At 65.1% G+C, this 18,576-nt stretch carries 17 protein-coding genes and 1 pseudogene; 15 read left to right on the plus strand and 3 right to left on the minus strand.

The features are described 5' to 3' along the window. Positions 1-197 precede the first annotated feature (197 nt). The 3 genes from ASE22_RS14655 to ASE22_RS14665 all read left to right on the plus strand — a co-directional run bounded on the left by ASE22_RS14655 (position 198) and on the right by ASE22_RS14665 (position 3,473). Positions 198-2,357 (plus strand): TonB-dependent receptor, encoded by a 2,160-nt coding sequence (locus ASE22_RS14655; protein WP_056601517.1) that lies wholly within the window; start codon positions 198-200, stop codon positions 2,355-2,357. 65 nt (positions 2,358-2,422) lie between these two features. Continuing rightward, positions 2,423-2,920, plus strand: a complete 498-nt coding sequence (locus ASE22_RS28010; protein WP_162248219.1) for a Rieske 2Fe-2S domain-containing protein — start codon at positions 2,423-2,425, stop codon at positions 2,918-2,920. Then, a complete protein-coding gene (locus ASE22_RS14665) occupies positions 2,826-3,473 on the plus strand; it encodes a hypothetical protein (RefSeq protein ID WP_056360774.1) in 648 nt (215 codons plus the stop codon). The genes ASE22_RS28010 and ASE22_RS14665 overlap by 95 nt, the downstream gene beginning before the upstream one ends. Here ASE22_RS14665 and ASE22_RS14670 read toward each other — a convergent pair. Both ASE22_RS14670 and ASE22_RS14675 read right to left on the minus strand, forming a co-directional pair. After that, positions 3,470-3,889 (minus strand): RidA family protein, encoded by a 420-nt coding sequence (locus ASE22_RS14670; RefSeq protein WP_056360776.1) that lies wholly within the window; start codon positions 3,887-3,889, stop codon positions 3,470-3,472. The two genes, ASE22_RS14665 and ASE22_RS14670, sit on opposite strands and share 4 nt — an antisense overlap. Then, entirely contained in the window at positions 3,886-4,608 is a 723-nt protein-coding gene (locus tag ASE22_RS14675; RefSeq protein WP_056360781.1) for an alpha/beta hydrolase, read from the minus strand. Before ASE22_RS14675 ends, ASE22_RS14670 begins: the two co-directional genes overlap by 4 nt. 223 nt (positions 4,609-4,831) lie before the next feature. Here ASE22_RS14675 and ASE22_RS14680 point away from each other — a divergent pair, with 223 nt between their 5' ends. Next, complete coding sequence (locus ASE22_RS14680) at positions 4,832-5,293, plus strand: hypothetical protein (RefSeq protein WP_156397229.1); 462 nt, start codon at positions 4,832-4,834, stop codon at positions 5,291-5,293. A gap of 152 nt (positions 5,294-5,445) precedes the next feature. Beyond that, positions 5,446-5,646, plus strand: a pseudogene (locus ASE22_RS14685) (transposase); the annotation flags it as partial. A 209-nt stretch (positions 5,647-5,855) separates the two neighbouring features. Here ASE22_RS14685 and ASE22_RS14690 read toward each other — a convergent pair. Then, the gene (locus ASE22_RS14690) at positions 5,856-6,626 is read right to left on the minus strand and encodes a TetR/AcrR family transcriptional regulator (RefSeq protein ID WP_056360790.1); all 771 of its coding nucleotides are present in this window, start codon (positions 6,624-6,626) and stop codon (positions 5,856-5,858) included. A gap of 145 nt (positions 6,627-6,771) precedes the next feature. Between ASE22_RS14690 and ASE22_RS14695 the strand changes: the two genes are divergently transcribed. The 10 genes from ASE22_RS14695 (at position 6,772) to ASE22_RS14740 (ending at position 18,404) form a co-directional block, all read left to right on the plus strand. Then, entirely contained in the window at positions 6,772-7,560 is a 789-nt protein-coding gene (locus ASE22_RS14695; protein WP_056361309.1) for a maleate cis-trans isomerase family protein, read from the plus strand. An 8-nt stretch (positions 7,561-7,568) separates the two neighbouring features. Next, positions 7,569-8,822 (plus strand): hypothetical protein, encoded by a 1,254-nt coding sequence (locus ASE22_RS14700; RefSeq protein ID WP_056360794.1) that lies wholly within the window; start codon positions 7,569-7,571, stop codon positions 8,820-8,822. 10 nt (positions 8,823-8,832) lie between these two features. Further along, on the plus strand, positions 8,833-9,420 hold the full coding sequence (locus tag ASE22_RS14705) for a VOC family protein (protein ID WP_056361313.1): 588 nt from the start codon (positions 8,833-8,835) through the stop codon (positions 9,418-9,420). Positions 9,421-9,422: 2 nt separating this feature from the next. After that, a complete protein-coding gene (locus ASE22_RS27325; RefSeq protein WP_056360797.1) occupies positions 9,423-9,689 on the plus strand; it encodes a hypothetical protein in 267 nt (88 codons plus the stop codon). Next, positions 9,686-10,831, plus strand: coding sequence for an FAD-dependent monooxygenase (locus ASE22_RS14715; protein WP_056360800.1), 1,146 nt, complete (start codon positions 9,686-9,688; stop codon positions 10,829-10,831). Before ASE22_RS27325 ends, ASE22_RS14715 begins: the two co-directional genes overlap by 4 nt. After that, positions 10,828-11,286 (plus strand): acyl-CoA thioesterase, encoded by a 459-nt coding sequence (locus ASE22_RS27150; RefSeq protein WP_056360803.1) that lies wholly within the window; start codon positions 10,828-10,830, stop codon positions 11,284-11,286. The genes ASE22_RS14715 and ASE22_RS27150 overlap by 4 nt, the downstream gene beginning before the upstream one ends. After that, positions 11,283-12,974 carry an AMP-binding protein gene (locus ASE22_RS14725; protein WP_056601519.1) on the plus strand — a complete coding sequence of 564 codons (1,692 nt, stop codon included), beginning with the start codon at positions 11,283-11,285 and terminating at the stop codon, positions 12,972-12,974. Before ASE22_RS27150 ends, ASE22_RS14725 begins: the two co-directional genes overlap by 4 nt. Next, on the plus strand, positions 12,971-13,873 hold the full coding sequence (locus ASE22_RS14730) for an SDR family NAD(P)-dependent oxidoreductase (protein WP_056360808.1): 903 nt from the start codon (positions 12,971-12,973) through the stop codon (positions 13,871-13,873). The genes ASE22_RS14725 and ASE22_RS14730 overlap by 4 nt, the downstream gene beginning before the upstream one ends. Before the next feature lie 98 nt (positions 13,874-13,971). Next, entirely contained in the window at positions 13,972-16,113 is a 2,142-nt protein-coding gene (locus tag ASE22_RS14735; protein ID WP_056360811.1) for a hydantoinase/oxoprolinase family protein, read from the plus strand. Further along, positions 16,113-18,404 carry a hydantoinase B/oxoprolinase family protein gene (locus ASE22_RS14740; RefSeq protein WP_056360814.1) on the plus strand — a complete coding sequence of 764 codons (2,292 nt, stop codon included), beginning with the start codon at positions 16,113-16,115 and terminating at the stop codon, positions 18,402-18,404. The genes ASE22_RS14735 and ASE22_RS14740 overlap by 1 nt, the downstream gene beginning before the upstream one ends. The last annotated feature ends 172 nt before the right edge of the window (positions 18,405-18,576 follow it).

An 18,576-nucleotide genomic window follows, 5' to 3' on the forward strand; every position in this document is an offset into this window, starting at 1 on the left:
TTTGTCTGGCTGTCTGACAGATTTGATAGAGCGGCGTCAACCTGCACTGTAGAAAATCCGTCGCTTTCGAGCGATCTGACCGAATTGTTGCCTCGATTGTCGGTGAGGCTTGTCAAGCACGGAATCTGCTGTAATCTGTCTGACAGCCTGACAAGAAAACTGCCGAAGGGCGATCGGGTCAAAAGGGAGATAACATCATGCGATATTCACGGCACAACCGACGGCTCGCGGCGAGCGTCGCCCCATGGGCGATGATCCTCGCGATCGGTTTCGCGGCGGAGGCGCCGGCTCTGGCGCAGGCGACACACGCCCTTCCGGCCGTCGACGAGTCCGACGGGGCGACGAAGGAGATCCTCGTCAGTGCCCGGCGCCGCAACGAGTCGGTCCAGTCGGTGCCGATCGCGATCACGGTGCTGACCGCGCAGGATATCGCCCGCTCGGGGGTCGAGGGGGTTGGCGACATCGCCAATCTCTCCCCCAATGTCAGCTTCGACAATGCGCTCAATCTAGGCACCAATTACCTGACGATCCGCGGTCAAGGGCAGAGCCAATATTCGCCGCCGCCCGCCGCGATCGTCGTCGACGGGGTGCTCACCATCTCCCCGCTCCAGTTCAACGTTGACGAGTTCGGCTTGCAGCAGGTCGAAGTACTGAAAGGCCCGCAGGGCGCGATCTACGGTCGCAACGCAATTGCCGGCGCGATCAACATCAGCAGCCTCAAACCCGGCGACAGCTTCGACGCCCGTGTCATGGCCGGCTACGGTCGGGGTCAGGAGTGGAAGGCCAAAGCGATGGCCAGTGGCCCGGTGGTGACCGATATGCTCTCGGTTCTGGCGGGTGTTTCCTTCACCGACCGGCGCGGCCAGGTGAAGAACGTCACGACCGGCGAATATTCGGACAAGATGAAGGATTTCACCGGCCGCCTGCGCGCGATCGTAAAGCCGTCCGAAGGTCTGGAGCTCGACCTGAAATACACCTATTCGGACGCCAAAGGCCGCGATCCGGGCTATATCACCAGCCGCTCGGGCAACCCCCGGATCAGTTCCGATCCGTTCGATGCCAACCGGATCGGCAGCAACCCCCGCAAGTTGCACGATCTGTCGGGCCGGGCGACCTATGACACCGGCATCGGCATGCTGACCGCGGTGCTTGCCTATGTGAACGTCAGGGAGGATCTCCTTGCGGACTTCGACTTCTCCCCGCTCGACATCTTCGCGGTCCACCAGCGTCAGAAGGAAAGCGGTTTCTCACAGGAATTGCGGATGGCTTCGCCGACCAGTGGAAGCCTGCGCTGGCTGGTGGGCGGCTATCATGTTCGCTCGAAGCGTCGGCTTGGCGCGGACATCTTGGCCGATCCCTTCTTCCTGGGCGTCACGCCCGCGCCGACCCAGGCCGATTTCCTGATCGCCAGCAGCAACGACCTCAACCGGTACGAGACTTGGTCGGGCTTCGCGAACGTCGAATATGATCTGTTGCCCAACCTCGAAGTGGCGATCGGCGCCCGGTACGATGACGACAGCCTGCACCAGTTCCCCAGTGCGAGTGCGGACAAGAAGACGAGCTTCACCAAATGGCAGCCCAAGGGCACGCTGACCTACAAGCCGCTGCCCGGCCTGATGGTCTACGGTTCGGTCGGTCGCGGCTTCCGCAGCGGTGATTTCAACGCCAGCGGATCGAGCTTCGGCAATCCGGTCATCGCGGCCGAGGTGGCGACCAACTACGAGGTCGGCGCCAAGGCCCGCCTGCTCGACGGCACCCTGTCGATCGAGGGCGCTTTCTTCCGCACCGATTTGAAGAACGGTCAGTTCAAGATTTTCGACGCGGTTGGCGCGACCAATGTCGGTATCAACATCGACAAGACCCGGCTTCAGGGCTTCGAGATCGCCGGCGCCCTGCGTGTCGTGCGCGGCTTCACCTTCACCGGCAGCTTCGGACACACCGACCCGAAGGTCACCGCGTTCACTCTGCCGCCCGGCTATGGCGGCGCGATCAACTATATCGGCAACCTGCCGCCGCGCATTTCGCGCTACACGGTCAATGTCGGTTTCGACGCGGAGATTCCGATCGGCGATGGCCTGACCTTCTACGTCCGGCCCGAATATCGCTTCACCAGCAGCTATTATTGGGATCTCGAGAACCAATATCGCCGCCCTGCGGTCGACCTGGTCGATCTGCGCGTCGGGATCGAAGGGGATGAGGGCCGCTGGAACTTGGCCGGCTGGGTCAAGAACGCGCTCAACCAGAAGGTGACGGGTGACTATCAGCCCTTCACCAACTCGGGCCATCCGCTCGGCATCGACGCTTATTACCCGGCGGTCGGCTCCACCTATGGAATGGAGCTCAGCTACCGCTTCTGATGACCGGGCGGGGTGGCCGCAGCTGCCCCGCTCACGTCGTTCGCGAACAGAGGAGGAGAGAGAGGATGTTCCTTCAAAACGCATGGTATCCGGTCGCCTGGTGCGACGAGATATCCGCTGACGCCATCCTTGCGCGCAAGATCCTTGGCCGCGAGCTGGCGCTGTATCGCGATGTCGAGGGGCAGGCGCGGGCGATGGTGAACCGCTGCCCGCACCGCTTTGCGCCGCTCAGTCTGGGCAAGCGGATCGGCGATGCCATCCAGTGCCCCTATCATGGGTTGCATTTCGGGCCGGACGGGCGCCGTGTCCACAATCCCCATGGTGACGGCGCGGTGCCAGACATCGGCGTGCAGGCCTTTCCGGTGCGCGAGCAGCATAAGCTGATCTGGGCGTGGATGGGGAGCCGGCGCTCGCGACCGACGTCATCGCGACAACGAATATGCCTTTCTCGACGATGTCGATCTGTCGGTGCTGGCGCGTGGCTATATGCCGCTCGGCTGCGACTACCGGCTGGTGATCGACAATCTGATGGACCCGGCCCATGTCACCGTCCTGCACGGTAGCAGCCTGGCGAGCGAGGCGCTGACCCGCGCCGAACCCCGCGTCTGGCGCGATGGCGACGGGATGCGGGTCGAAAGCTGGGCGCCGAACGGCAAGCCGTCTTTCATTTTCGGCGAGTTCCTGGGGGATCACGAGCAGCCGATCGATCATTGGGCGGCGTCGCGCTGGCAGATGGCGGCGCTGCTGTGTGTCGAAGCCGGCATCGTCGCACTCGGCGGAGCGGGCGAAGACGGACTGAGCATGCGGGTAGCGCATCTGATCACGCCCGCGACCGAGACCAGCTCTCTCTATTTCTCGGCGGCCGGGCGCAATTTTCGCCAGAACGATGCCGAACTGTCGGCGCAGATCCAGGCAGGCATGCACGCGATCTTCGACGGCGAGGACAAGTGGATCCTTCAGGCGATCGAACAATCGATGGGCGGCGAGGATTTCTGGGCGCTGCGCCCCGCGATCCTGCCGCTCGACAAGGGCGCGGTGATGGTCCGCTGGGCGCTGGAAAGCGCGATCCGGGCGGAGCGAACCCCGAAGGCGGTCGCGGCGACGGCGAACGCCTAGCCCTCGGCGGGCAGTGCCACGATCGCGTCGATCTCGATCAGCCATTCGGGCAGGCCCAGCGCGGCGACGCCCAGCAAAGTGCTCGCGGTGATCGGCCAATCGTCGCCGAAGATCTCGCGGCCGGCGCCGAAGATCGGGCCGATCAACTCGGCGCTGTGATCGACGACGTTGATCGTCATCTTGACGATATCGGCGGGCGACGCGCCGACCGCCGCTACCGCGTCGCGGATATTGGCGAAGCACTGGCGGGCCTGGGCGGCATGGTCACCGACCCCTATGAAGCTGCTACCGGCGTCGAGCGCCACCTGCCCCGCGATGAAGGCGAGGCGGCCGGCCGGGGCCACCATGATCTGGGCATAGAGGCCCATGATCGGCGGCGCCAGCGTCGGCGGATCGAGGCGGGTTACCCGGCTCATGGTCGTTCTCCCTTGGTGACAATGGCGGCGATGCGGTCGGCGACCGTTTCGCCGTCGGTGATGATCGCCATGTGACCGGCGTCGATCGCGCTGACCTGCCAGCCATTGTCGGCGGCGAGCCGGGCGGTCTCCTCGAAGAAGGGGAAGCCGGTAAAGCGGACATAATGGCGTGCGCAACCGGCGGGTTCCTGTCCCGCCCGGCGGGCCTCGCGGTTGGCGAGCGCGGGCAGGGGGCGAAGGCGCTCCATCAGCCGAGCGGTGTCGGCCGTGTCGGGCAGGCCCAGAAAAGCTCTGTCGGGCGCCTGGACGAGATAAGGCGGCTCGGTCGTGGTCAGGGGGGCGAAGCCCTGTTCCAGTTCGGGATGGCGGCTGAACACCGACTCCCCCGGCGCCAGGGTGAAGCCATCGAGTGCGATCAGCATCTTGACCCGATCGGGCAGGTGCGCCGCGACCTCGGCCGCGACGGCGCTGCCGTAGCTGTGGCCGACGAGGGCGATCTCGTCGCCGTCGATGAAGCGGAGATGCTCGATGACGTCGGCGACGTGCGCCTGCAGTCCGGTCTCTTCAGTGCCGAGATGGGCGCGGTCGCCCATGCCGGTCAGGGTCGGCGCGGAGGAGGGGAGGCCCTTGCGATCCAGTACGTCCTGGACACGGCGCCAGCACCAGCCGCCGAGCCAGGACCCGTGGATGAGGACGATGGTCGGGTTACTCAGTGCCAAGGTCGGTCCTCCCGAAAACGGTTTTATCAATACGATGTCCAATAGGCAATGGAATGAACGGGCAAGAAGCGGTTTTACCTCCGGCCTCAAGGGTGAATTTCGGTCGCTCCATAATCGTATAGGGCGTCGCAAAATATCTGTCAGACAGCAAGACAAATTTAGTTTGCTCATAGGGCAACATGTTGTCAAATGCCTGCGGGAGACTCGAAACGGGGAAAAATCGATGCACCGCATGAGCCTGATCCAGAAATTACTGTCGGCTTCAGCCCTGACCTGCCTGGTCGTTGCCGCCGGGCCAGCGCTGGCCGCCGCTCCATCCGCCGCCGCGCAGGTGCCGGACCAGCTCGAGGGCGGCGAGATCGTCGTCACCGCCGAAAAGCGTTCCGGCAGCGCGTCGCGTATCGGCTTGTCGATCACGGCGCTCAGCGGGGAGGCGATCGAAGCCGCGCGGATCAGCGACACGCCGCGCGGCCATATCAATTCGCTGTCGCAGGAGATCCGCCTGTCGAAGAGCACGCCCGACCTGTCCTGGACGGTGGGCGGCTATGCGTCGCGCGATGACATCTTCGAAGGGCAGGTCGCCTGGCTCGACAATTTCTCGACGGTCCAACTGATCCGCTTCGTCGGCGGCACCGTGCTGGTCGCGGCGCTGCTCAGCCGCCCGCTCAGGCGCGAAGACGGCTGAGTAGACCGCACCCTCGCTGAAACCCTGACGACGGCCTGTCCATTATCTGTCACCTGAGTGACTTGCTGGCCGGTCTGATGCGACAGCCGGTGGATTTCCACCGGGCCGTTCCCTTCGCGATCTTTTGCGAATGGCGGCCTTGGGATGGACGCATGTCGCGCCGCCAGCGGAAGAAGGTCGAAATGCTGTTCGCCCACCTCAAGCGCATCCTGAAGCTGGATCGCCTGCGCCTGCGAGGCCCAAATGGCGCAAGAGATGAGTTCCACCCGGCCGCCGCCGCTCAGAACCTGCGGCAAATGGCCAAGACAGGTCTCCGTACCAATCACTCGGACAGAGCCAGATTTAGGAAGTAGAGCCAGACCTGTCGTGGTCGCACTAAGCGCGCCGTCGTGCCCGCCAAACACAAGCTCAGCGTCCAACAGGCCGAAGAGCTGAAGGTGCCTGGAATCTGTTCGCCGATTCCACTCGTGAGTTGAGCTACTTCTCATCCGGCGGCCAGTGACAAGGTCGGACGGATCCGCCGGCGGTGGTAGATCGCATAATGATGAGATAGCGCCCGTCGCTATTGGGTGTTCGACAACTGGATCTCGAGCGCTTCGACCTGGCGGCGGATCGACTGCAGGGCTTCGACCGGCGAGGATGCCTGCGCCTTGGAAGCGGTCGTTGGCGCGCCTGTCACCGTGTTGACCGCGAGGTCGGCGATCGACCTCACCGTTGTCTCGATATCCGCCGGGCTGGAGGGTGTGAACCACCAGGCGACCCATGTGCACATGCCGATCAGCGAGAAGGCCGTCGTGCTGGGGTCGATCGGCTGGAACTCGCCAGCAGCCACCCCCTCGGTCACGACCGCCACGAAGGCGTCCCGAACCGCGCGTTTCGCCGCGCGATGCTTCTTGAAGAGCTCCTCGGGCAATTCATTTTCGCATCTGTCGAGCAACCGGAAGCGCTGAGGGTGTTCGGCCACGTTGCGGACGGTGGGGATGACGACCCGCCTGAGCTTCTCCGTCGCCGTCAGCTCGGCATTGGCGACGACCGCCGCGAGTTCGTGCGCCCGCGATTCGGCGAACTCGGCCACCAGCTTCGCGATGATGTCCTCCTTGCTGCGGACATAATGGTAGAGGGCCGGACGGCTAAGGCCCATCGCATCGGCGATGTCCTGCAGCGATGTGCTGCCATAGCCCTTCGTCGAGAACAGTTCGGTCGCCACATTGTAGATCTCGGCATCGACGAGCTGCCGCCGGCGGCCGGACGGCTCGGCGCGCGACTTGGCGGCAGGGACCGTCTTCGCGGCCGTCGCTCCGGCGCTCCGCTTCTTGCCTTCCGTTACTGCCATCCCGCGCTCCCTGATACCGGCCCGTTCAATCAGCAAGTCACTGGCGCGGTCAATTAAAAAAATCGACGCCCGCGTCGAATCCCTTGACGTTCGACGCTATCGTTGTATTTTCGACAAAATAGTAAAACTAGTGGAGGGCGACGCGATGCGCGGCGGTACATATCGGGTTGGACAGATCGTCCCCAGCTCCAACACGACCATGGAAACCGAGATCCCCGCGATCCTGCGCGGTCGCGAGGCGATCCGGCCATCCGAGCGGTTCACCTTCCACTCGAGCCGCATGCGCATGAAGAAGGTGACGCGCGAGGAGCTTGCCGCGATGGACGGCGATTCCGATCGCTGTGCCCTCGAGCTTTCCGACGCCAGCGTCGACGTGCTGGGCTATGCCTGCCTCGTCGCGACGATGAGCATGGGGCATGGCTATCATCGCCAGTCCCAGGAACGGCTCCACGGGCGGACGGTCGAAAACGGCCATCCGGCGCCGGTCGTCACCAGCGCCGGCGCGCTGATCGACGGGCTGGGCGCCCTTGGCGCCAGGAAGATAGCGATGATCACCCCCTATATGAAGCCGCTCACCCAGGTCGTGGCCGACTATATCGAGGCGGAGGGGTTCACCGTGGTCGATCGCGTCTCGCTCGAGGTGGAGGACAATCTGGCGGTCGGCCGTCTCGATCCGCTGAAGCTGATAGACATCGCCAAGACGATCGACCTGTCGCAGGCCGATGTCCTGGTGCTTTCGGCCTGCGTGCAGATGCCGTCGCTGCCCGCCATCCAGCTCGTCGAGGACGCGATCGGAAAGCCGGTAATCTCCTCGGCGGTCTGCACCACCTTTCGAATGCTGGAGGAACTGGGCCTCGAGACGGTAGCGCCGGATGCGGGAGCGCTGCTCAGCGGCGCCTACGCTCGCCGGTCCCCGCCCCGCGCCGCGTCTTGAGTCGCGCAATGGCTCGCACCTCCACCGCAGGCCTGCGCGGCGCGTTCTGGGACCCGTCCCGGCTTCCGGCCGGCGCGCGGCTCTCGGTCCATCCGCTCAGGACGCAGGATGGCCAGACAGTCAGCGGATTCCTCCTCGCCGCCGGGGGAGAGCGCACCGTCTGCGTGATCGCGCACCCGCGCGAACATCTGGTGCCGCATTACCTCGCCGCGGAACTGGTCGCCGGCGGGGTCGCCGTCTTCCTCCAGGCGCCGCGCCTGACCGGCAACGACATCCGCCTCGAGCACGAGATCGCCCTGCACGATCTCGCGGCGGCGATGGGCTTCCTCCGGGGCCGCGGCTATGAGAAGATCGTCGCCCTAGGCAATTCCGGCGGCGGCCCGCTCTGGGCGCTCTACAACCAGCAGGCGCTGCTCGCGCCCGCGCGGCGGATCGCCAGGACACCGGGCGGACGCCCGACCAAATTGTCCGATACGAGCCTGGCGGTGCCCGATGGCATCATATTCGTATCGGCGCATCTGGGTCAGGGCGCGCTGCTCATGAACGGTCTCGATCCGTCGGTAACCGACGAGGGCGACGCCTTTTCGATCGATGCGGCGCTCGATCCCTTCGACGTGGCCAATGGCTATGCTGAAGAGGGGCAGGCCCGCTACGCGCCGGAATTCGTGACCCGCTATCGCGCCGCGCAGCGCCAGCGTGTCGAGAAGATCGATGCGTTCGCCTTTGATCAGGTGCGCCAGCGCGCCGAAGCGCGGCAGCGCCTGAAATCGGGTACCGGCCGCCGCGGCGACGAGGCGCGCGCCGCCCATACGCCGATCTTCCCGATATGGCGCACGGATGCCGATCTGCGCTGCTGGGACCTGTCGATTGATCCGTCCGAACGCCATGCCGGGTCGCTGTGGGGCGCCAATCCTTTCGCGTCGAACTATGGCAGCATTGGCTTCGGCCGCGTCTGCACGCCCGAAAGCTGGCTTTCGACCTGGTCGGGCATCCATTCGAACGCGTCGATGGCAAAATGCGCGCCGGCGATCGAGCAGCCGACGCTGCTGATCGAGTTCACCGGCGACAACTCTACCTTCCCGAGCGAGGTCGACGCGCTGTTCGACATGGTGGGCGCCACCGACAAGAGCCGCGCCGCGTTCGCCGGCGATCATCATGGCCGTCCGCTGTCCGAGGACACGCCCAATCCCAAGGTCCAGGTCGGCGCCCATCTGTGCGGCTGGCTCGGCGATCACTTCCCCCTCGCAAACACGGCGGCCTGAGGAGATGACGATGTCCGGAACCCCGACGATCCTTGGCGGTGTGCATCACACCGCAAGGCCTACCTGGAAACTCAAGGAAACCGTGGACTTCTACCACGACATCCTCGGCCTTCCGATCGTCCATGCCATCTCGGCGGTCGGCTGGGGTCCGGAAGACCATCCCGACTTCATCCACCTCTTCTTCGGCTCGGGATGCGACAGCACCATCGCCTTCTTCTACTATCTCGGCACGGCCCGACCGGACGACGCGCTGCCGTTCGACAATTGGCTCTACAAGTCGGTCCACACCGCCTGGCGCGTCGAGACGCGGGAGGAGCTGCTGGCCTGGAAGGAACGTCTCGAGGGCCAGGGCCTGGACGTGCTGCAGGTCCGCCACGAGATCATCGAGTCGATCTATGTGACCGATCCCAACGGCTATATGATCGAGTTCACCTGGCAGGTCCGCGAGATGAACGAGCATGACGGGCTCGACGCCGAGCTGACGCTCGCCGCCGCCATCGCCATCGAGGAGGAGACGGGCAAGCCGGTCGCCGACGTCGAGACGGTGTGGCGCCGCAAGGCCGACCTGGTCACCGCCCGTCTGGCACAGGCCGCCTGATCATGCCCGCAATCTATGTCCTCGACGTTCCCGAATTCCGCGCGCTGGCCGATGTCGCGCGCACGAAACCCCATTATCGCGTCACCGAGCCAGGGCTCGGATATCTGAAGATCGAGAGCGACGGCGACATCCTGTTCGACCGCAAGGAACTCGGGTTCAAGCCCGCCATCTGGTACGGAGCCTTCACCGGCGGCGTCCACGGCAGGATCGCCGAATTCGGTCGTGACAGGGTGCGGATCGTCGCCGATGGAGAGGGGCCCGCTAAATGAAGATCGCGATCGTGGGGGGAGGCCCCGGTGGCCTGTTCTTCGCCAGGCTCTACAAGCGGCATAATCCAGCTGCCGTCATCCGTATCTTCGAACAGAATCCGTCGGACGCGACCTTCGGCTTCGGTGTCACGCTCGGCGGAAGTTCACTCGGCAAGATCGCCGATGCGGACCGCGATGTCGCCCGCAGGCTTTCGGAATCGATGGTGTTCGACACCGCGCAGAAAATCCATCTGAACGGCGAAGAGATCGTCATCGACTATGCCAAGCCCGGCGGCAGCATCGCCCGCCTGCGCCTGCTCGCCATCCTGCGCGACAGCTGCCTCGAACTGGGCGTCGATATCGCGTTCGACACGCGGATCGCGAGCAGTGCCGAACTCGACGGCTACGATCTTGTCGTGGCGGCCGACGGCATCAATTCCACCCTCCGACAGCAACATGCGGCCGCGTTCGGAACGCAGACGCGGGTGCTGACCAACCATTTCGCCTGGTACGGCGTCGGCCATGCGATGTCGCCCAACGCGCTGGTCTTTCGGGATACCAAGGGGGGGCGCTTCGTGGCCCATTATTACGCCTATACGCCGGACATGAGCACGTTCGTCGCCGAATGCGACGACGCCACCTGGCAGGCCGCCGGCATGGACAACATGGACGACCAGCAGCGCCGGCAGCTGGTGGAGGAGGTCTTTGCCACCGAACTCGAGGGCGCTCCCCTGATCGAGAATCGCTCGATCTGGCGCCAGTTTCCCGCCGTCACCAATGCCCGCTGGCGTCACGGCAATATGGTGCTGATCGGCGACGCGCTGCGCAGCGCGCATTTCTCGATCGGATCGGGAACGCGCCTCGCCATGGAGGACGCCCTGGCCCTGTTCGAGGCTACCCTCGATGCGGCATCCGTCGCCGATATCCTCGACCAGTTCGTCGCGCTCCGGAAGTCCGGCCGCGATCAATTCGGGGAGGCGGCGGAACGCAGCTTCGAATGGTATGAGCGGATGGAGACGGTGATGTCGCAGACCGTGCTGGACTTCAGCTATGATTTCCTGACCCGCACCGGTCGCGTCGATGCCGCCCGGCTCGAGACCTACGCTCCCGGCTTCGCGAAGCTCTATCGTGAAAACCGGGGCCAGCTGGATTGCGCATCATGATCGAGACGATCGACGGCATCGTGTCGTTGGCCCCCTTCATCGCGCAGCGACGCGTGGGGTTTCAGGACTGCGATCCTGCCGGCGTCGTCTTTGCCGGCAATTTCTACGATTTCGCGCTGTGGACCTACGATCTCTATCGGCATCGGGCGCTCAATGGCGCATTCGCCGGCGTCACCGCGCCCATGAAGGCCGCATCCTTCGTCCACCGCTCGCCGCTCTGGCCGGACGACATGGTCCGGTTCCAGGTGACGCCGTTGCGCGTCGGCCAGACCACCTTCACGCTGGCGCTCGCCGGCACCTGTGGGGACCGTGCCGTCTTCGACGTCGAGATGAATCTGGTCTGCAAGGAGGAGGCGGCGTGGCGCGCGCGTCCGGTGCCGCCGGTGCTGCGCGCGGCGCTGATCCGCGCCGGTGCCGTGGAGAAACAACCCGAGCCGAACGAGGAAGTCCGATGACGGGCGTGAAGAATCCGATTCCGGGTGTCGTATACATGCCGGCAGCCGATCTCGAACATTATGTCCGTGAGGGCGTGCTGACCGACGAGACGTTCATCGCCGCCCTCCGCCGAAGCTTCGCCGCGAATGCCGACCGCGTCGCCATCTCCGAGCCCGGCATCGAGGTCACCTATCGCCAACTCGACGAGTTCAGTGATCGCGGCGCCGCCGCTTTGCATCGGCTCGGGATTCGTCCGGGCGACCGCGCGCTCTTCCAGGTCCGCAATTGCAAGGAGGTGCTCTACGCCTTCATCGCCTGCCTGAAGCTGGGCGTTATCCCAATCTGCGCGCTGGCCGCGCACCGCCAGGCGGAAATCCGCTATCTCGGGAACCATGGCGGGGCCAAGCTGCATTTCATCCACAGCGACGATCCGAAATTCGACCTGGCCGATTTCGCCGACGGGCTCCGCGCGGACATCCCCGGTCTTGCGCATGTGCTCACAGTGCGCGGCCCGGCGGATAGGCCTGGGATCCTGTCCTTCGGCGATCTGATCGCCGCCGAGGACCCCGCCGCCGCCCGGGCGCTGGTCGATGCGATCGAGCATGATCCCTATCAGGTCGTGCTGTTCCAGCTGTCCGGCGGTACCAGCGGCATTCCCAAGATCATCCCGCGGTTTGGCAACGAATATCGCTACACCGTGCAGAGCGTGATCGACTGGCTGGGGTTCGATAGGGACATGGTCTCCTTCACCCCCAACCCCCTCATGCACAACGCGCCTATGGCCTGCTACTGGGCCCCCGCGCTGATGCTGGGCGGGGAAGTGGCGATTGCGACGGGGCCGACACTGGACGATATCGAAGGCGTCCTGGCCGAGCGTCGGCCGACCTGGATCGCGATCGCGAAGGTCCAGTTGGTCCGCCTCGCGGAGATCGGCGCGTTCGACCGGCTGAGCTTCGACAATGTCTTCGGCTTCATCATCCTCGACAGCGCCGAGAGCATGCGCAGGATGATCGGCGCCCCATGCATCCCGATCTTCGGCATGACGGAGGGCCTGCTGGCCTTCGCCCGGCCGAGCGACCCGGAAGAGGCCCAGCTTCACAGCCTTGGCCGCCCGACCTCGCCCTATGACGAGCTTCGCATCGTTGAGCCCGGCACCGAGGTCGAGGTCGTCGACGGACAGACCGGCGAACTCCTGGTCCGTGGCCCCTGCACGATCCGCGGCTATTTCGACGCGGCGGATCGCAACCGGGAGGCGTTCACCGGTGACGGCTTCTACCGATCGGGCGATCTCATGCGCTTCCTGACGATCGACGGCGAACGCTATCTCGTCTTCGAGGGCCGGGTGAAGGACGTGGTCGATCGCGGCGGAGAGAAGATCAACTGCTCCGAAATCGAGGAAGCTCTCATCCTGCATCCGGCGGTGGGCGCGGTCGCCTGCGTCGCGATGCCCGACCCGCTTTATGGCGAGCGGATGTGCGCCTTCATCGTCGCGCGCGGAGGCGCGGAGCCGCCGGGCCTCGACGAGGTCGGGCAATATCTGCAGACGCAGGGCCTGGCCAAGTTCAAGTGGCCCGAACGCATCGAGATCGTCGCGGACCTGCCGATGACGAGCTCGAACAAGGTCTCGAAGCCTATCATGCGCGAGATCATCGCGAAGAAGCTGAAGGACGAGGCCGTCGCTGCGGCGAACGGGACGATTCCGGCATGACCATCGACTTTCAGGGGCGCACGGTCGTCGTCACCGGGGCGGGCTCCGGGCTCGGGCGGTCCCACGCGATCGGCTTCGCGCGTCTCGGCGCCAACGTCGTCGTCAACGATATCGGACCCGAGCGCGGGAGCGCGGCGGGGCAGTCGGTGGTCGCGGAGATCGAGGCGCTAGGCGCGGAGGCTTTCACCGACGGAGCCGACGTCTCCGATTTTGCGCAGGTCTCGGCGATGGTCGAACGCGCCGAGGCACGGTGGGGCGGTGTCGACATCCTGGTCAACAACGCCGGCATCCTGCTCGACAGGTCGTTCGGCAAGATGACGATGGACGAGTTCCGCCGCGTCATCGACGTGCACCTCATCGGTTCCGCGAACTGCGCTAAGGCGGTCTGGGCCGGCATGCGCGAGCGTAGCTACGGGCGCATCATTTTCACCACGTCGGCCTCCGGAATATATGGCAATTTCGGCCAGGCCAATTACGGCGCGGCGAAGGCCGGCCTGGTCGGCCTTATGAACGTCCTCCATATCGAGGGCGCGAAATATGGGATCCGGGTCAACGCGCTGGCGCCCAGTGCCGCGACGGCGATGACCCAGGGCCTGTTCCCCGAACAATCGATCGAACGGCTGCAGCCCGAAGCGGTAACGCCCGGCGTGCTGTTTCTCGCCAGTGAACAGGCGCCGTCGCGGGTCATCCTGTGCGCCGGCGGCGGCGTGTTCGCCCGCGCGACGATCGCCGAGACCGAAGGCATATTCCTGCCGCCCAACGCGCTGACCGCGGACGCAGTGGCGCAGCATTTCGACGCGATCGTCGATGTCGCCGGACAGCGCGACGTGCGCGACGCCTATGATCAGAGCCTGGCTTATAGCGACCGCGTCAGCCGCTTTACGGAGGCGACCGCGTAGCGCGAAAGGCGTCAATTTCCATTGACGTGGATCAACGTATTCGTCAATTTATCGACATCAGAGTCGATAACAAGACTCGGACTTGGAGAGATTCGGTAATGGGCCATGTGATCGGCATCGATGTGGGAGGCACGTTCACCGATGCCGTCGCAATTGGACACGACGGCGGCATGGTGTCCGCCAAGACGCCCTCCACGCCCCCGGATTATGGCGAAGGGGTGGTCGCGGCGGTCGAGATCCTTGCGAAGGAGCTCGGACTGTCGACCGAGGCGCTGCTCGCCGATACCGACTATATTTCGCACGGGACAACTTCGTCCCTGAATGCGCTGGTGATGCGCAAGGTGCCCGACGTCGGCTTCATAACAACGATGGGCCACCGGGATTCGATCTACATCATGAACGTCGAGGGCCGCTATCTCGGCAAGCCGCAGCATGAGGTCCAGGACATCATGCGCCAGTCCAAGCCGCGCGGCATCGTGCCGCGTCGGCTGGCGCGCGAGGTGGTCGAGCGGATCGATCGGGCGGGCTCGGTCGTGGTGACGCTCGACGAGGACCAGGCGCGACAGGTCGTTCGCGACATCCTGGCGCAGGGCGTGCGCGCGATCGCCGTATCGCTGCTCTGGGCGTTCCGCAATCCCGTCCACGAACAGCGGCTGCGCGAGATCATCCGCGAGGAAGACCCCGACATCTACGTCGCGCTGTCGTCCGAAGTGTCGCCGCGCATCCGCGAGTTCGCGCGCCATTCGACCACGATCATGAGCACGCAGATTGGCCCGGGCCTGGCACTCTATCTCTCCGAACTGGAGGGGAAGCTTCGCGACAGAGGCCTCAAGGGATCGCTGCTCGTCATGCAGAGTTCCGGCGGCGCGATCGCGGCGAGCGAGGCCGCGGCGTCCGCGATCACCACCATCGGCGGGGTGCTGACGGGTGGCGTGGTGGGTTGCGTCCAGCTCGCCGGGCAGCTTGGCCACAAGAATGTGATCGCCACCGATGTCGGCGGCACCACCTTCCTGGCGGGGCTGATCGTCGACGGTGAGCCGGTCCGTTCGTCCGAGACGATCGTGAATCAGCATCCGGTGAACGTCCCTTCGCTTCGCGTCGAGGCTATCGGCTCGGGTGGCGGTGCCATCGCCTGGCTCGACAGCGGTGGCAACCTCCATGTCGGTCCGTCCTCCGCGCAGGCCGTGCCAGGGCCGGCTTGCTATGGCGCTGGCGGCACCGAGCCGACCAACACCGACGCGAACCTCGTCCTCGGCATCCTGCCCGAGACCGGTCTGCTGGGCGGACTGCGCCCGATCCGCAAGAATCTCGCCATCGAGGCGATACGGAGCCGGATCGCGGAACCGCTGGGGTTGACCGTCGAGGAGGCGGCCGCCGCGATCTACGCGGTGCAGAACGCCCAGACGGGCGACCTGCTGCGCAAGATCGTCGTCGAAAGCGGCTATGATCCGCGCGACTTCACCATCTACGCCTTCGGCGGCGCCGGCCCGGCCCACTGCGCGGCCTATGCGGCCGAGGTCGGCGTGCTGGAGGTCGTGGTGCCACTGGGTCCGGTGGCGTCGGCCTTCTCGGCCTTCGGTCTGGCGGTTTCCGACATCGTGCTGGTGCGCGAACATTCCGACCCGATGACCGCGCCCTATGATCCCGTGCGCGTCCAGGCCAATTTCGAACGGCTCGAAGCCGAAGTGCTCGGTGCCATGAAGCGTCAGGGCATCCCGCTCGACCGGGTCGAGCTGCACCGCGAACTCGACATGCGCTATGGCCTGCAGATGGGCGAGGTCACCACCCCGGTCGCGTCCGGGACGCTGGACAATGTCGCGCTGGCCGGAAGCGTCGAGGAGTTCGAACGCCGCTATGCGCGGCTCTATGGCGAAGGCTCTGGTTTTCGCGAGGCCGGCGTCCATGGTATCACCTTCCGCGTCCGTGGCGTCGGCGTGCTCAAGGTCGATCCCGACTTCGAGGAACTCGAGGCGGCGCCCTCCGAGGACCCGTCGTCGGCGCTGCTCGTCGAGCGCCCGGTCTGCCTCGACGGCCGCAAGGGCTTCGTGACCACGCCCGTCTACGATTATCGCAAGCTTCGCGCCGGCCACATCATCCACGGACCGGCGGTCATCCAGGTTCCAACGACGTCGGTCGTGATCCCCGGCGGCATGCGTGGGGAGATCGATCGGTTCGGCAATCTACGCATCCAGACGCGAAGCAACGTCGTCCAGCTTCCGACGCAGAGGAGTGTTGCCTGATGATCCCCGGTTCGGAAATCTTCGCCAGCCGTCCGATCGATCCGGAGGTGCTCCGCCGCTCGCTTCCACCGAAGCTCAAGGTCCACAGCGTGACCCAGGAGCAGATCGATGCGCTCGATCCATTGACCTATGAGGTGGTGCGCCATCGCCTCTGGTCGGTCACCGACGAGATGGGCGAGACGCTCAAGCGCATGTCGGGTTCGCCGATCGTCACCGACGCGAACGACTTCGACTTCACGATCAACGATGAGATGGGCCAGCAGGTCCAGGTCGGCCTCTACAACACCATGCTGGTCGGCGCGATCGACCTCGCGCTTACCTGGACGCTGCAGAACCGCGCCGAGAATCCCGGGATCGAGGAAGGGGACATGTTCCTCACCAATGATCCGTGGGTCGGTGGGGGACTTCATCAGAACGATGTGCTGGTCTACCAGCCGGTCTTCTACAACGGCGAACTCTTCGCCTGGACCAGCGCGATCTGTCACCAACCCGATCTCGGCGGTTCGGTGATCGGTTCGCATCCTATCGGCAATGTCGACGTCTTCTCCGAATCGCTTCCCACCCCGCCGGTCAAGATCGTCCGCAACGGTGAGCTTCAGCGCGACGTGATGGACGTGTGGATTCGACGCTCGCGCGTTCCGATGATCATCGGCCTGGATCTGCGCGCCAAGGTTGGGGCCAACAATATCGGCCGCAAGCGCCTTCTCGCCGTCATCGAGCAATATGGCCCCGATGTCGTGAAGGCCGTCATGAAGCGGATGATGAATGACGCCGAGCAGCGGCTGCGCGAGAAGCTGCGCCAGGCACCCGACGGCACCTGGACCGCGACCGGCTATCAGGACCAGGCGTATGAGGGCGATCGCGTCTCGCACCGCGTACAGCTCTCCATGACCAAGACGGGGGACAGCCTCCTCTTCGATTTCACCGGGACCGACCAGCAGGCCGGGGTGATCAATTGCACCTATGGCGGCTGCCGTGGCGGCATCATGCTCGCCTTCCTGCCGATGCTGGCCGGCGACATTCCCTGGTCGGTGGGCGGCCTGATGCGCTGCTTCGATATCATCGCGCCGGAGGGAACGCTCGCCAACGCCACCTTCCCCGCGGCCGTAAACCGCGCGCCGCTGGGCACCGGCTGGACGATCGGCAATCTCGTCTCGCAGACCCTGTCGCAGATGCTCGACCGCAGCGTCGAACTGCGCAAGAATGTACAGGCGAGCTGCTGCGGAACCTATAATTTCGCGTGCATCGCCGGCATCGACGAGCGCCACGAGCAGCCGACCCCGTTCATCAACGTGGTGATGGAGAGCGTCGCGGGCGGCTATGGCGCGCGCACCGCGCAGGACGGCATCAGCACCGGCGGCCTGTTCTGCATTCCCATGGGCCGGGTGCCCGATGCGGAGATCACCGAACTTCTCTATCCGCTGCTGGTTCTGTGGCGCCGCGAAGAGGTCGACACCGGCGGCGCCGGGCGCCAGCGCGGCGGGGCAAGCTCCGCCATCGCGCTGACCCCGCATGGCACGTCGATCCCGGCGTCGGTGGGGCTGGCGTCGTCCGGCAAGGCGACCGCGCAGAGCCCCGGCCTCGCGGGCGGTTATCCCGGCGGCCTCGGCTATGACGTGATCGTCCACGGCGCGGGCGTAACCGACAGCTTCAAGGCGGGGCGGATGCCGACCAGCCTGGAGGGACTGCCCGGCACCGCGGAGGCGACCCAATGCTTCGCGGAAACCATGCTCGAGCCCGGCGATCTGCTGTATCTGAACTGCCAGGGCGGCGGCGGCTATGGCGATCCCCTGCTGCGCGAGCCGCAGGCGGTGGCCGAGGATGTCGAGGACGGTCTCGTCAGCATCGAAGGCGCGCGCCTGCTCTACGGCGTGTTGTTCGATCCCGCAGGGGCCGTGGATGCGGTGGGCACCAGTCGGCGCCGCGACACGATACGGGCCGAGCGGCGCAGCGCATCGGTGGCGCCGGCCGGGCTTCCCGACGTCCGTCATCAGGGGCATGGCCATCTGCTCGACGACAATCTCCTTATCAAGAGCGAGGATGGCGGCATCGTCACCTGCCGCCATTGCGGCCAGCAGCTCAGCGACGATCAACAGCATCTCCATCTGGCGAGCCTCTCGATCGACAGCCGGGCGGCGGGGCCGAGCATGCGCGCCACGCCCGACCAGTTCATCGACGAGCCGGTGACGCTGCAGCAATACTTCTGTCCGTCCTGTCTGACCGCAGTGCACACCGGGATCGCACCCGAAAACGCGTTCACATCGGTCAGTGGTTTCGCGCTCGCACATTGAGTGGGCTGTATCGAGTAGGGGCCGCTTGCGCTTGCCACATTGGAAAAGACAATTTGCTCGAAGTGACTGTTTCGCACTGCTTCGCTGGCGTTAAAAGCGAAGAATAAACCGATCGCGGTGGAGAAGTCGTCTCCGTCCTGATCTCAACAAAAGCGCGGATTACCGCGCATAT

This window comes from Sphingomonas sp. Root720 (assembly GCF_001428605.1).
Classification (GTDB): Bacteria; Pseudomonadota; Alphaproteobacteria; order Sphingomonadales; family Sphingomonadaceae; genus Rhizorhabdus.

Bases quoted from the DNA above. Each gene is read 5' to 3' on its own strand.
- ASE22_RS14655 (WP_056601517.1), top strand. From the start codon at position 198: ATGCGATATTCACGGCACAACCGACGGCTCGCGGCGAGCGTCGCCCCA.
- ASE22_RS28010 (WP_162248219.1), top strand. From the start codon at position 2,423: ATGTTCCTTCAAAACGCATGGTATCCGGTCGCCTGGTGCGACGAGATA.
- ASE22_RS14670 (WP_056360776.1), bottom strand. From the start codon at position 3,889: ATGAGCCGGGTAACCCGCCTCGATCCGCCGACGCTGGCGCCGCCGATC.
- ASE22_RS14680 (WP_156397229.1), top strand. From the start codon at position 4,832: ATGCACCGCATGAGCCTGATCCAGAAATTACTGTCGGCTTCAGCCCTG.
- ASE22_RS14690 (WP_056360790.1), bottom strand. From the start codon at position 6,626: ATGGCAGTAACGGAAGGCAAGAAGCGGAGCGCCGGAGCGACGGCCGCG.
- ASE22_RS14695 (WP_056361309.1), top strand. From the start codon at position 6,772: ATGCGCGGCGGTACATATCGGGTTGGACAGATCGTCCCCAGCTCCAAC.
- ASE22_RS14700 (WP_056360794.1), top strand. From the start codon at position 7,569: ATGGCTCGCACCTCCACCGCAGGCCTGCGCGGCGCGTTCTGGGACCCG.
- ASE22_RS14705 (WP_056361313.1), top strand. From the start codon at position 8,833: ATGTCCGGAACCCCGACGATCCTTGGCGGTGTGCATCACACCGCAAGG.
- ASE22_RS27325 (WP_056360797.1), top strand. From the start codon at position 9,423: ATGCCCGCAATCTATGTCCTCGACGTTCCCGAATTCCGCGCGCTGGCC.
- ASE22_RS14715 (WP_056360800.1), top strand. From the start codon at position 9,686: ATGAAGATCGCGATCGTGGGGGGAGGCCCCGGTGGCCTGTTCTTCGCC.
- ASE22_RS27150 (WP_056360803.1), top strand. From the start codon at position 10,828: ATGATCGAGACGATCGACGGCATCGTGTCGTTGGCCCCCTTCATCGCG.
- ASE22_RS14725 (WP_056601519.1), top strand. From the start codon at position 11,283: ATGACGGGCGTGAAGAATCCGATTCCGGGTGTCGTATACATGCCGGCA.
- ASE22_RS14730 (WP_056360808.1), top strand. From the start codon at position 12,971: ATGACCATCGACTTTCAGGGGCGCACGGTCGTCGTCACCGGGGCGGGC.
- ASE22_RS14735 (WP_056360811.1), top strand. From the start codon at position 13,972: ATGGGCCATGTGATCGGCATCGATGTGGGAGGCACGTTCACCGATGCC.
- ASE22_RS14740 (WP_056360814.1), top strand. From the start codon at position 16,113: ATGATCCCCGGTTCGGAAATCTTCGCCAGCCGTCCGATCGATCCGGAG.